Genomic DNA, 13,103 nt, shown 5'->3' with positions numbered 1-13,103 from the left:
CCTCGAACTTGCCGAAACTTCATCTGCCCGACAGAAGTGACTTCGACCGACGACGCCATTTGGCACTTACGCGCCAACGCCAAAACCAAGCGGAGATGAAATAGCCAATGGCGGCCATCACAATCGAAATAATTGCCAGCCCAGCTATCCCCTGAACAAGTGCAAGCGGCGCTTCATTCCAGACATAGTCGCCCCAGGCAGATAAGGGCGCAGCCGTTTCAATGAGTTCATAAAATCGCCCGGACCCATTGTTTAACCGCAAAACAGATTCACCGACATAGATCGACCCGAAGAGGATAAACGGCGTGGTCGCTGGCATACTGAGAAAAGTCATCGCCGCGCCGATTGGAATATTGGCACGGAACGGCAGCGCCAATAATGCTACGCCAGCAATTTGGACACCGGGTATCAGCAGGAAAATGCCGACGAGCAGGCCAAGCGCGACGCCGCGCGGCACCGAACGGCGCGTAAATCGCCACAATGCCGGGTGGAAAACGCGTTGCGCAAAAGGACGCAGAAAACGGCTGCGTTCAAAACTGTCGCGAGTCGGCGCTTGCTTATGTAACCAGGCGTTGAATTTGCTCATCCGCGATCCCGCATAATTCGTCCTTGTTCGCGCTTCCAGTCACGCTCTTTTTCCGTCGCACGCTTGTCTGGGGCCTTTTTGCCCTTTGCCAAAGCCAGTTCCACTTTCGCCCGGCCCCGGCCATTGAAGTAAATCGACAGCGGCACGAGCGTCATACCTTGACGCATAACCGCTCCATGCAGCTTATTTATTTCACGTTCATTAAGTAGCAACTTGCGCGGGCGCTTCGGTTCGTGATTGAAGCGGTTGCCATGACTGAATTCAGGAATATTGGCATTAATCAGCCAAATTTGATCATCACGAACTTCGGCGTAACTCTCGGCAATTGACCCCTCGCCAAAGCGTAAGGACTTTACCTCCGTACCAGTCAGGACAATGCCAGCTTCATATTTGTCATCAATATGAAAATCATAGCGCGCCCGCCGGTTTTCAGCGACCGTTTTGACCTTGTTAAATGCTTCCGGCTTTGGACGAGTCATTAGATGAGACCTGCATTCTCCAAAGCGGCATCAACCTGACGGCGGCTCGCCTCACTCGGCGGTGTCATTGGCAAACGCAACTCCGTCGGGAAGCCTTCGATTACCTGAGACAAAGCATATTTGATTGGACCGGGCGACGCATCAGAAAATAATGCCAAATGGAGGGGATAGAGCTTGTCATTCAGCTTGCGCGCCAAATCATAGTCACCCGATGCACAAGCCGCCTGAAACTCTGCGCATAGCTTCGGCGCGACATTCGCCGTCACCGAAATACAGCCTTTGCCGCCCGCCGCGTTGAACGCGAGCGACTGTTCATCGACACCTGACAACAAACAGAAGTCCGGCCCACAGGCCAAACGGTGGTCGGTGACACGCGGCATGTCGCCACTGGCATCCTTAATGCCGATTATGGTTGGCAACTTTGCCAGACGGGCGACGGTTTCCGGCTTGATATCCGTCACCGTGCGCGCCGGCACATTGTAGAGCAATATCGACAGATCGTTCTTTTTCGTCATATGTTCGAAATGCGCGTAAATGCCCTCTTGATTTGGCCGGTTGTAATAAGGCGCTACCACAAGCCCAGCGGCAGCTCCGCTTTTCTTAGAAAAGTTGAGGTGCAGGACAGCATTGTTTGTGTCGTTTGAACCGCAACCCGCGATGACAGGCACGCGCCCGGCGGCTTGCTCGATGCATATCTCAATGACACGGTGATGCTCCGCGTTAGACAGTGTCGATGCCTCTCCAGTGGTTCCTGCGGGCACAAGCGCGCTTGACCCTTGCTCGATTTGCCAATCGATTAACGCACGAAAATGCTTTTCGCTAAACGCTCCGTCGCAAAAAGGAGTCACTAGAGCCGGTATTGATCCGGAAAACATATTACAGGACTTCCATTCTGATCCAAATTGAACGCTAAGCTTAATATAGTCGCTTGTTCAGCGATTGATAAGATTGAGGTCCATAATATGTCCGGCATGGTAAAGCATCTTCTTTCAGCATCGACTCTCATTATTTCATTCACTGCGCTCGCCTCCGCACAGCAATCCGATGGGATCATATGGAAACCCGGCACTGGCGGTGGACAAATGTCCGCGCCATCTGGACAACCACTGCCTACACCCGTCGTTTACGACCCAAGCGAGGGCAAAATCCCCGCCGCGCTGCAGCGTTGGAAAATGTTAAGCGCACCCGGGAATTTCAGCTTTCACAATTATGCCTCATTTTTGATGCTTTACCCCGATTGGCCAAATGCCGACGACATGCGCAAAAAGGCGGAACAGGCGATAGATCCCCTGTCTTACTCCCCTAACCAACTAGTGGCCTATTTTGACCGTTTACCGCCAGTCACCAATGAAGGCCGCGCAAAATTTGCATTGGCGCTGGATAGCGTTGGCGACAAGGCGCGTGCCGAAGCACAAGCGCGCGAAGCTTGGCGCGGTGGCGCGCTGAGCGACGAAGATGAAGGCCGGGTTTTCCGCATTGCCAGCGGCACGCTGACATCCGCCGACCATGATGCACGAATCGACCGGCTGCTTTGGTCAGGATCGACGCGCGCCGCCGAACGTTGGATCGCATTCACCTCGCCGCAGCGTCGCCCTGCGTTTGTCGCTGCGCTTGCAACGCGGATGAAGGCACAAGATGCCGACTTGAAGGTGCAAGAGGCAGGTGCTTTAGCGAATAGCGAAGCCAGTCTGCTGGCGGCGCGGGCGGACGCGATGCGCGCTGCTGGCGATGGCGTTGCTGTGCGCGAATTACTTGCAAACCGCGGGAATCTGGTCGCACCGGTGCCCGTCCTCAAGGATTGGTACCAATTGCTACTAACACATGCCCGCGCTGCCGAAATGGACGGCCAATATGACGTGGCATATCGCATCGCCTCGCGTGTGGACGATGCCGTCCCTGCTGGCCTTGTCATGGCGGATCAGGATCTGCCGACGCGTGATCGCTATACCAGCCTCACTTGGCTGGCCGGATCGGTGGCTATGGAGCGTTTGGGCCGCCCACGTGATGCCGTAAGCATGTTCGAACGCTATGCGACTGCCGCAAAAACCGCACAAACCCGATCAAAGGGTTTTTATTGGGCGGGCAAGGCCGCAGCAAAGGCTGGCGACCCGTCAAGCGCGACGCTTTATTATGAACAAGCAGCGGCATATTATGAAAGCTTTTTTGGCCAGTTGTCTTTGGAGCAGCTGCGTCGTGCCTTACCGCAAGTTCCGCGCGTGGCAGCTACCCCGCCTGTTCTGGCGGACGGGAATGTTCCCCCCGTGCATTTGGCGGCGGCGCTGGCCGCCAAATATGGAAGCTGGCGTGACCAAAGCAATTTTTTCAGGGCCATTGCCCGCCACGCGGATGACCGTGACGCATATATTGCTGCAATTGGCTTGTCGCAAGCGCTTGGCCGTCCCGATTTAGCGGTCATGGCGGGTCGCGCAGCGCGCAGCGATGGCATCCCCGATTTGCTGGGTAACAGCTACCCCACCGTCAATGTTCCAGCGGCGCATAGCCAGACCTGGACGCTCGCCCACGCGATCATGCGTCAGGAAAGCCAGTTTGACCGCGCCGCCGTCAGCCGCGCAGGAGCACGCGGCCTGATGCAATTGATGCCCGGAACCGCGCGGGAGACATCGGGCAAAATCTCAATGGCCTATCGTCCTGATGCGCTGACCATTGATACCGATTACAACATCGCCTTGGGTGCCACCTATATTGAGCGCATGCTCGATTATTATGACGGAAGCTATCCCTTGGCCATTGCCGCCTATAATGGCGGTCCTGGTAACGTGAACAAATGGCTTCGCGCCTATGGCGACCCACGCACGGGCAGCATCGATATAATGGACTGGATTGAAAAAATCCCGCTCAGCGAAACCCGCGATTATGTCTACCGCGTTTTGGAAAATGCGGTGATGTATGACCATCTCCACCCTGAAAAGGCACGGGTGCAGTCATCCACGCCACTTAGCGCCTATTTGGGCAAATCGACACCGGGTTGATATCCAACCTTTCATATCGAGCGCAGTCGAGGCACCGCAAGGTCGTGCGGCACGACTGGGCTCTATCGACTCTCCTCGCCCCGAACGGCTAAGGCAGTTGTATGGCCGAGCGCACCAACCCGATCACCCCAGCCGGATTCGCGGCCTTACGCGAACGCTATGAACAATTATTCGCCATCGACCGCCCAGCAGTCGTCGAAATCGTCCATTGGGCCGCCGGCAATGGCGACCGAAGCGAGAATGGCGATTATATCTATGGCCGCCAAAAGCTCCGCGCGATTGACCGGGAATTGGGTCAGTTGTCCAAAAAGATGAAAGTCGCGCAAATACTCGACCCATCCAAGCAAGAGGACCAAAGCCGCATATTCTTCGGCGCTTGTGTGACGATTGCGGACGTCGATGACGTGGAGCGCACGATCACAATCCTTGGCGATGATGAAGCCGATGCGAGCAACGGGCGCATAGGCTGGAACGCACCGCTTTCCCGCGCATTACGCGGGGCGCGCGTGGGTGATGTCAAAACCGTGAATTTGCCCACTGGGCCCAAAGAATGGGAAATATTACGTATAGACTATCCCTTGGGAGAATAGCCAATCGCCCGCTGCGCCAACGCCACGACCGCTGGGTCGGCCTCCGGAAATTCCTGCGGCACGCTCTTTTCTAATTCTGCGATCACATGTGAAAGGACCGCTATTCGCGCCGCCTTTTGATTATTGCCGTCAACAATGGTCCAGGGTGCCCAATGCGTATGCGTGCGCTTGAACATATCCTTTAGCGCGTCGAGATATTGCTCCCGCTTTTCGCGATTGCGAAAATCTTCTGCAGTGACTTTCCACCTTTTGGTTGGATCATCCAGCCGTTCGATCAGAACCTTGTCTTGTGTTGCGGCGGTCACATGCAGGAATATCTTGATAATCTTTGTGCCGATTTCGCCTTGGCGCGATTCAAATTCGTTGATTTCGTCATAGCCGCGCCGCCATTCGGCTTCGGTGCAAAATCCCTCCACACGCTCCACAAGCACGCGGCCGTAGTGACTTCTGTCCCAAATGCTGATTTCCTGTTTGCCCGGCAATTTGTTCCAAAAGCGCCACAGGAAATGCTTGTCCTTTTCTTCTAAAGTCGGCGCAGAAATCGGGAAGACCTGATAAAAGCGCGGGTCAAGCAAAGAGGTCATGCGCTTAATTGCACCGCCCTTGCCTGCGGCATCCCAGCCTTCGAAGATGATTAAGGTGCGCGCTTCATGCAGGATATGCAGTGCTTGTAGCTCGGACAAGCGATCCTGAAGGCTTTTCAGGTCCTTGTCATATATGCCGTCATAAATTTTGCCGGCTTCAAACTTGGAAAGGTCAATGGACATGCCCGCTTTCCAGCATCTATTGCGCGGACAAACAAGCAAAAGCGCAGATCTGTCCCCAAAAGGGACATATCCTGCTTCCAATTTTGTCCCTGAAATCAGGCCTTGGGCGGTTGCTCCAATACACGAATGTTCAATTCGCGCAACTGCTTAGCCATCGCAGGCGACGGCGCGCCCATCAACAAGTCCTCGGCCCGCTGGTTCATCGGGAACAGCGTGATTTCACGCAAATTCTGCACGCCGCACAAAAGCATAACCATCCGGTCCACACCTGCGGCCATGCCGCCATGCGGTGGCGCACCAAATTGGAAAGCGCGATACATGCCGCCAAAGCGTGCCTCAACATCCGCCTGCGTCAAACCCGTGAGTTCAAACGCCTTGACCATCAAATCGGGGTGCTGGTTCCGGATCGAGCCTGAGGCAAGCTCATAGCCGTTACAGACCATGTCATATTGATATGCCTTGATGGTGAGCGGGTCCTGCGTTTCGAGCGCCTGTAGCCCGCCTTGGGGCATGGAGAAGGGGTTGTGGGCAAAGTCGATCTTTTTGTCTTCCTCGCTCCATTCGTAGAAGGGGAAGTCGATGATCCAGCAAAAACGGAACGCGTCCTTTTCAATTAGGTCAAGCTGCTCGCCCGTCCGCGTGCGGGCCGCACCAGCCAGCTTTGCCGCTTGCTCTTCCTTGCCAGCGGCGAAGAAGCAACCATCGTCTGGCCCAAGTCCAATAGCTTCGTACAGTGCGCGCATCCCCTCTTCGCCATGGTTCTTGGCGATTGGGCCGCCAAACTCGCCACCCTTGCGGGTGACATAACCAAGTCCGGCATGACCTTCGCTGCGCGCCCATTCGTTCATATCGTCGAAGAATTTACGGCTCTTGTCCGCAGTCTTTGGCGCAGGAATGGCGCGGACAACGCCGCCGCCTTCGACAATGCGTTCAAACAGGCCGAAGCCAGAGGTTTTGAAATGATCGGTAACATCGTGGATGATCAGCGGGTTGCGCAAATCGGGCTTGTCAGTGCCGTAATCTAACATCGCCTTTGAATGCGGGATGCGCGGGAACTGCCCTGCGGGTGTCACTTTCTTGCCGTCGGCAAATGCCTCAAACACGCCCGCCATCACGGGTTCCATTGTGTCCCAGATTTCTTCTTGCGTGACAAAGCTCATTTCCAGATCGAGCTGGTAAAATTCGCCAGGCAAACGGTCGGCGCGCGGGTCTTCATCGCGGAAACAGGGGGCAATCTGAAAATAGCGGTCGAAACCGGCGACCATCAACAATTGCTTATACTGCTGTGGCGCTTGCGGCAGCGCAAAGAATTTACCCGCGTGGATTCGGCTCGGCACAAGAAAGTCGCGCGCGCCTTCGGGACTGGATGCCGTCAGGATAGGTGTCGAATATTCGGTGAAGCCGATATCTTCCATCCGGCGGCGCGTTTCGCGAATGATCTGTGTGCGCTTGACGATATTGGCGTGCAGCGTTTCGCGGCGCAAATCGAGAAAGCGGTATTTCAGACGCGTTTCTTCAGGATATTCTTGCTCACCGGCAACGGGCAACGGCAGTTCTTCGGACTTGCTCAGCACGGTCACGCTGCGGGCGAAGACTTCAATCTGCCCGGTCGGCAGATGGGCATTGACCGTGCTTGCGCTTCGGGCCTTCACCTCGCCATCAATGGTTATGACGCTTTCAAGGCGCAACGCCTCCAATATCGGCAAAGCGGGGCTGTCGGTATCGGCCACGATCTGCGTCATGCCATAATGGTCGCGCAGGTCGACGAACAACACACCGCCATGGTCGCGCTTACGGTGGACCCAGCCCGACAAGCGGACGGTTTCGCCCACATGGGAATCGCGGAGTTCAGCGCATTTGTGCGTACGATAAGCGTGCATTGTTTACTCAATTCAAAAAAGCTGTGGAAAGCGGGCCTGTCAACAGTGCAGCGGCACTTTGTCAAGTCGCGAATGGGTGCTACGGCGATACCCAATGCAGATTCATCCACTTATCACCGACAGCAAACGCCTCGCCGAATTATGCGCACGCCTTGCACAATCGCCTTTTATTGCGGTCGACACCGAATTTATGCGGGAAAACACTTATTATCCTGACTTATGTTTGGTTCAACTGGCAGACGCCAATGAGGCTGCGGCAATTGACCCCAAGGCCGAGGGCCTTGACCTAACTCCAATGCTTGCGCTGCTGTGCGAAAATGAGGATGTGTTGAAGGTTTTCCACGCGGGCGGGCAGGATATCGAGATATTTTTCAACCTGACCGGCAAAACCCCGTACCCCATGTTCGACACGCAAATTGCCGCCATGGCGCTGGGTCAGGGTGAGCAAGTCGGTTACTCAAACCTCGTCGACCTATGGATGGGCATCCAATTGGACAAGGGCGCTCGCTTCACCGATTGGTCACGGCGTCCTCTTGATAAACGCCAAATTGATTATGCCATTGCCGATGTGACGCATTTGTCCGTCATTTTTCCGATGATGCTTGAAAAGCTTAAGTCGACGGGTCGCGGTGCGTGGTTGAATGACGAGATGGAGCGGATTTCCGACGCCGCGAATTATCGCAATGACCCCGAAAACGCGTGGGCACGGATTAAGGTGCAATCGCGCAAGCCCGAAGTGCTTGGTCGGCTTCAAGCCATGGCTGCGTGGCGCGAAAAAGAGGCGCAGCGCAAGAATATCCCGCGTGGACGGATCATGAAGGATGAGACGCTGGCCGATATCGCCGCGCATCCACCAAAAAGTCAGGCTGACCTGCCCAAAGTGCGCGGTCTTTCGCCCGCATGGCGCGACAATGACATCGGTGCGCGCCTGATCGGGGTGATTGAAGCGAGCCAGCCTATGGCGCGTGAAAATTTGCCAGACCGTGCCCGTTCGTCCCCTGGCGGTGGCAAAGATGGTTCGTTAGTCGCGGATCTGTTGAAGCTATTGCTGAAAATCCGGTCACGAGAGATTAACGTAGCCCCGCGCTTGATTGTGCGGACGGAAGAGCTTGAGCGCTTGGCTGCTGGCGAGCGCGAAGACCTTGAAGTGTTAACGGGATGGCGTTTTGACCAATTCGGGCGCGATGCCCTTGACCTTGTCGAAGGACGGTTGGCCTTTGCCGTGGTCAATGGCAAGCTCAAGATGACCCTAACGCATGAAGAAGACATGGTGCGGGAAACACCGGCTTAGGGTCAGGACCTAGATCAGCATTCGAGAACTTTTTTTACCAAGGTCAAATTTACGGGCGCATTTTCCGAGAGCGCCATGGCGTTTGCGGATCGCGCAAATTTTTCAATGGCCACATAGCTGCGTTCGATACGCCGCTTCACATAGCTTACGGCATCGATACTAATCGCTGCGCCCCGGTCGGCGAGTTGTTTTTGCAGTAATTGTTCAATCATCTCGTCATCCGGCGGCGCAATGTCGAGCAACATTGCCGCGCCTAATCGCGACTGCAAATCGGGCAATGCAATATTCCATTCCGAAGGTTGCCAACGCGATATCAGCAATAACGGCACGCCGCTCTCTTGCGAACGGTTCCACGCGTTGAAAATTGTTTCGTCAGAACACGCCTCGGCTTCATCGATGACCGTACCATTTCGTCCCGAAAAATAACGCGCCATCAGCGTTTTTCCGGAGCGCGCCGGCCCTGTAAGAATTGCACAGCCCGTTGCCCAGCCCGCCGCACTGGATAGCCCGGCAAAGGCCGCCGCATTCGAATCCGTAATGATGAGGCTGGACGACGCGCCACTGCGCAACTCGTCCAAGGGTAAGGCAATTTGACTCATCGACCCGCTAAATGCGCTTATGGCCGGGGTTGAGGCGCGGAAGGGGCCTGCCCCTCTGGCACAATGGATCTGACGACGTCATCAAGCGACGGCGCGGCGGATTCCTGCACCGTTGCGCCGATTTGATCCCCGGCCGCGGCGTCTTCGACTGCACCTTCCAGATCCTCGTCCTCAACCACTTCAGGTTCTAGGACCAGCGAGGCATCCGCCCGCAGGCGGCCTGAGGAGAAGGCCGATTGGAATAATTGATCCATCCGCAATACAGCTTGATCCATCATCGCAGGAATGCCCGCGCTACTCGATGTGCGCAACGTGAATGCACCCAAAAACTTGTTATCCGGGCCGTAACGCGCCGAGAAACGCCCGATCACTGGACCACCGGGCCATTGCCGTTCAATCCGCGCAATGGGAATGATAACGTCAGCCGCACCGAATTGGTCAAGGATCGTGCGCCACCAAATGCGGCTGCGGCGTTCCGGTTGGCCGGCATTCAACAAAAGCGACTCGCCGCCTGCCCCGCTTGGGCGGACATAATCGATCGTGCTGTCTGCGGTACGAAATTTGGCCCAGCTCCGCTGCCATGATGTGCGCTGTTCAAACACTGTGGGTGCACCTGCAGAATAGGTCACGGGCAACAACATCAAAGGCGCAGAACGCCTTGCAACGCCGCTGACGCCCAGCAACTGACCCGCACGCGCGCGATCAAACAGGACGCCCAGCTTTGCGACATAACGGCGTGGGCCAATTTGTTCCCGTTCCACCACAATGGCGGCAGTGATGCCGTCCAATGTCGAATCGGACAGGTCAGCCCCTGCTTCATTATGGGTTTTGCGCCACAATGCCGCCCAAGCGATGCGCTGCGCCTGCTCCCACCCCTTTTTTCGTGCTTCAAAGGCGTTGTCGCCCACCACATTGACCGAAACGCCGGTAACTTCAAAGTCGCCGCCGCTCGCAATCGGCGCAATACCGCGCTTTGGTCCCTCAATCTGCGCAACAACGATGCCGCCGCCGACCAGTGCCAAAGGCAAGCCAATCGCTGCAATGCGGAACCAATTCTTGCGCAAATTTGTCATCTCGGCACCTTTAGGCGACATAGACGTGGAATTCCAAGCCTGTTCTCGCTAACGGCGACAAATGGACGCAAAAGATCGAACCCCAGAATCCTACACTTACGCCAAGGCGGGTGTTTCCATCGAAACCGGCAATGCCCTGGTGCGCGCCATTGCGCCACTGGCCAAAGCAACGCGTCGTGCAGGTGCGGACGCGGACCTTGGCGGATTTGGCGGGTTCTTCGATTTGAAAGCAGCAGGGTTTCGTGACCCGTTACTGGTCGCGGCCAATGACGGTGTGGGAACAAAACTGAAACTGGCGATAGAGTGCGGACGGCACGAAGGCGTCGGTATTGATTTGGTCGCGATGTGCGCAAATGACCTGATCGTGCAAGGCGCGGAACCGCTGTTTTTCCTTGATTATTATGCGACCGGTAAGCTGGACAATGCTATCGCGACATCGGTGGTGGCCAGCATCGCTAAGGGCTGCAAACTGGCTGGATGCGCGCTGATCGGCGGCGAAACCGCGGAAATGCCCGGCATGTATTCCGACGGTGATTATGACCTCGCCGGTTTTTGTGTCGGCGCAGTGGAACGCGACCAAGTCCTGACCGCCGACAAAATTGTGGCGGGTGATGTCATCTTGGGCCTCGCGTCTTCGGGCGTGCACTCCAACGGCTTTTCCTTGGTGCGCCGACTTGCGGCGGACAAAGGGTGGAAGCTGGATCGTCCCGCTCTGTTCGACCAGAATGTGATCCTGATCGACGCGCTGATGGCGCCCACGCGGATTTATGTGAAGTCGTTGCTACCTCTGGTGCGCACAGGCAAAATCCACGCGATGGCGCATATCACCGGCGGCGGTTTGCTCGAAAATATTCCGCGTATTTTGCCGGCGGGACTTCATGCGCATGTCAACGCGGACGCTTGGACACAACCGCGTCTGATGGCGTTTTTGCAAGCACAGGGCAATATTGAGCCAGAGGAAATGGCGCGCACATTTAACTGTGGTGTCGGCATGGCTGTTGTGGTGGCACCGACGGATGTTGCGGATGTGACAACTGCGCTTGAGACCGCTGGTGAGACGGTGTTCAACATCGGTCACATTGCAGATGGAGACAAGGGCTGCACCGTCACGGGTTCTGTCGAAACATGGAGCGCGCAATCCGATTGGACTGCGACTTATGGGGGCTAAACTGCCTTTATTCCCCTCCCGCAGGCGGCAGGGGCTAGGGGTGGGGCGCACCGAGGGTTCGCTTGCAGCGTTTAATGTGGGGGCCCTCCCCCGGCCCATCCCGCCTGCGGGAGGGGAGAGAAATTGAAAGCCAGAATCGCCGTCCTCATCTCCGGCGCGGGCACCAATATGGCCGCGTTGTTGTATGCCGCAAAACTGCCAAGCTGCCCCTATGAAATTGTTCTGGTCGCCAGCAACAATCCAGACGCAGAAGGGCTAAAAATCGCCGCGACAGAAGGTATTCCAACCTTTGCGGTGTCTCATATCGGCCTTGACCGCGCCGCGCATGACGCGGTCATGCATGACGCGATCGTCGAGGCCGGTGCGGTCTATGTCGCTTTGGCTGGATATATGCGGATATTGTCCACGGAATTCGTCGCAAAATGGGATGGGCGCATGCTCAATATCCACCCTTCTGTGCTGCCAAAGTATAAGGGCCTGCACACCCATCAAAGAGCTATTGATGCCAAAGACACAGTCGCGGGAACCAGCGTGCATTTAGTGACGGCGGAACTGGACGATGGCCCCGTGCTTGGTCAAATCGAAGTGTCGATTTTGCCCGGCGACACAGCAGATACGCTCGCCGACCGCGTAAAAATGGCGGAATATCAATTATACCCCAAGACGCTGGCCGATTTTGTCGCGCGTGATACCAACCCGGAATATCTGACGGCGCAAGTCCGCACCCTCGCCCTCGCCCAGCCTGAAGCCGACGAAGTATCATCCCATGGCATGCCCTGCTTTGGCATCGTCGGTGGCAAGAAATTCGCTTATGTGTCCGTTGATCATCACAAAGACGGCAAAACCGCGTTATTGGTTAAGATCAGCGGCGTTGAGGAGCAGGCGATGCTGATCGACAGCGACGCGGAGCGTTACTACCGCCCTGCCTATTTCGGGGATGGCTGGGTGGCAATCAGGCTGGACCTTGGCGACACCGATTGGGACCATATTGGCGACTGGATCGCCAAAAGCTGGCGCGCGGTGGCACCGAAGAAATTGACGAGGCTTATGGATGTGGCGGAGGAGTTTTAGGCCGCAGTTTGACCAGTCAGCTTTTTGTTGACTTTTCTCTCAATTTCAATATTGATCTTGTTGGTTCTGTCGAACGGTCTACTGAAATTGGATCAGGTGACCAGGAGATAGCGTCAGCAGACTCCGGCTTCGGCTCAGAGTCGGCAGAACCACTTTTCTCAAATACAAGCTGCCCGTCTCGTTTGGCAGTGGCGATTTGATTGGCTACCCACTGATGGCCATTTATGCGCTCGTTGCCAGTTTTGCCATATACGGAAAGAACCACGTTTCGCGGACGCTCTGCACTCGGAACTATGGGCACAATAATCGGATTGCCATCGGTATCCGACACCATGACCACAATGATGACTGTGCCATCATTACGCGTTGAAGGAAAAATCGCTAGGGGGTTTTGCAAAAGCGCTGGTAAATCATACCAAATCTGTAGCGAAATCTCAGGATGCTCTTTTCTGGCCTTTGCGATCTTTGCCGCAGACATTTCCAAGTCATGCGGCCCGAGGCCAAAGGCATGTAATATTTCTGGTGTGCGCCCAAGCCGGACACCGCGAAATTTTTTCGACTCACCACGAATGATTGCGTCGATGGCGCGTATCCAGCTTGAACTCATAT

The 13,103-nt window shown here is 55.8% G+C and carries 13 protein-coding genes; 5 read left to right on the top strand and 8 right to left on the bottom strand.

The features are described 5' to 3' along the window. Positions 1–19: 19 nt before the first annotated feature. From HEQ18_RS01920 to dapA, 3 genes are read right to left on the bottom strand one after another with little or no spacing between them, the layout of a single operon-like run. Positions 20–586: a DUF2062 domain-containing protein gene (locus HEQ18_RS01920; RefSeq protein ID WP_397606095.1), complete on the bottom strand. Its 567-nt coding sequence runs from the start codon at positions 584–586 to the stop codon at positions 20–22. Next, positions 583–1,065 (bottom strand): SsrA-binding protein SmpB, encoded by a 483-nt coding sequence (smpB, locus tag HEQ18_RS01915; RefSeq protein ID WP_125230014.1) that lies wholly within the window; start codon positions 1,063–1,065, stop codon positions 583–585. The genes HEQ18_RS01920 and smpB overlap by 4 nt, the downstream gene beginning before the upstream one ends. Next, complete coding sequence (gene dapA, locus HEQ18_RS01910; protein ID WP_432815305.1) at positions 1,065–1,940, bottom strand: 4-hydroxy-tetrahydrodipicolinate synthase; 876 nt, start codon at positions 1,938–1,940, stop codon at positions 1,065–1,067. The genes smpB and dapA overlap by 1 nt, the downstream gene beginning before the upstream one ends. Before the next feature lie 207 nt (positions 1,941–2,147). Here dapA and HEQ18_RS01905 point away from each other — a divergent pair, with 207 nt between their 5' ends. Together HEQ18_RS01905 and HEQ18_RS01900 are read left to right on the top strand one after the other, a co-directional pair. After that, positions 2,148–4,055 (top strand): lytic transglycosylase domain-containing protein, encoded by a 1,908-nt coding sequence (locus tag HEQ18_RS01905; RefSeq protein ID WP_432815304.1) that lies wholly within the window; start codon positions 2,148–2,150, stop codon positions 4,053–4,055. Between the two features lie 101 nt (positions 4,056–4,156). Further along, entirely contained in the window at positions 4,157–4,645 is a 489-nt protein-coding gene (locus HEQ18_RS01900; protein ID WP_432815303.1) for a GreA/GreB family elongation factor, read from the top strand. Here the strand turns inward: HEQ18_RS01900 and HEQ18_RS01895 are convergent. Further along, entirely contained in the window at positions 4,627–5,412 is a 786-nt protein-coding gene (locus tag HEQ18_RS01895) for a polyphosphate kinase 2 family protein (protein ID WP_432815302.1), read from the bottom strand. The genes HEQ18_RS01900 and HEQ18_RS01895 overlap by 19 nt on opposite strands. Before the next feature lie 95 nt (positions 5,413–5,507). Next, on the bottom strand, positions 5,508–7,292 hold the full coding sequence (gene aspS, locus HEQ18_RS01890) for an aspartate--tRNA ligase (protein WP_432815301.1): 1,785 nt from the start codon (positions 7,290–7,292) through the stop codon (positions 5,508–5,510). Positions 7,293–7,386: 94 nt separating this feature from the next. On the opposite strand from aspS, the gene rnd reads away from it, so the two are divergent. Then, positions 7,387–8,583, top strand: coding sequence for a ribonuclease D (rnd, locus tag HEQ18_RS01885; RefSeq protein ID WP_432815300.1), 1,197 nt, complete (start codon positions 7,387–7,389; stop codon positions 8,581–8,583). A 14-nt stretch (positions 8,584–8,597) separates the two neighbouring features. Here rnd and HEQ18_RS01880 read toward each other — a convergent pair whose 3' ends face one another. Next, positions 8,598–9,182, bottom strand: a complete 585-nt coding sequence (locus HEQ18_RS01880) for an ATPase (RefSeq protein WP_397604510.1) — start codon at positions 9,180–9,182, stop codon at positions 8,598–8,600. A 17-nt stretch (positions 9,183–9,199) separates the two neighbouring features. After that, positions 9,200–10,255: a heavy-metal-associated domain-containing protein gene (locus HEQ18_RS01875; protein ID WP_432815299.1), complete on the bottom strand. Its 1,056-nt coding sequence runs from the start codon at positions 10,253–10,255 to the stop codon at positions 9,200–9,202. Positions 10,256–10,316: 61 nt separating this feature from the next. Here HEQ18_RS01875 and purM point away from each other — a divergent pair, with 61 nt between their 5' ends. Then, the gene (purM, locus tag HEQ18_RS01870) at positions 10,317–11,423 is read left to right on the top strand and encodes a phosphoribosylformylglycinamidine cyclo-ligase (RefSeq protein ID WP_432815298.1); all 1,107 of its coding nucleotides are present in this window, start codon (positions 10,317–10,319) and stop codon (positions 11,421–11,423) included. 168 nt (positions 11,424–11,591) lie between these two features. Continuing rightward, positions 11,592–12,494, top strand: coding sequence for a phosphoribosylglycinamide formyltransferase (gene purN, locus HEQ18_RS01865; protein WP_432815941.1), 903 nt, complete (start codon positions 11,592–11,594; stop codon positions 12,492–12,494). Positions 12,495–12,510: 16 nt separating this feature from the next. Here purN and HEQ18_RS01860 read toward each other — a convergent pair whose 3' ends face one another. Then, positions 12,511–13,101, bottom strand: a complete 591-nt coding sequence (locus HEQ18_RS01860; protein WP_432815297.1) for a hypothetical protein — start codon at positions 13,099–13,101, stop codon at positions 12,511–12,513. Positions 13,102–13,103 lie beyond the last annotated feature (2 nt).

Origin of the sequence: Sphingorhabdus sp. (assembly GCF_050921905.1) — a bacterium.
Lineage (GTDB): Bacteria > Pseudomonadota > Alphaproteobacteria > Sphingomonadales > Sphingomonadaceae > Sphingorhabdus_B.
Note: the sequence above shows the minus strand (reverse complement) of the source record. Positions and strands in the feature narration are given on the sequence as shown.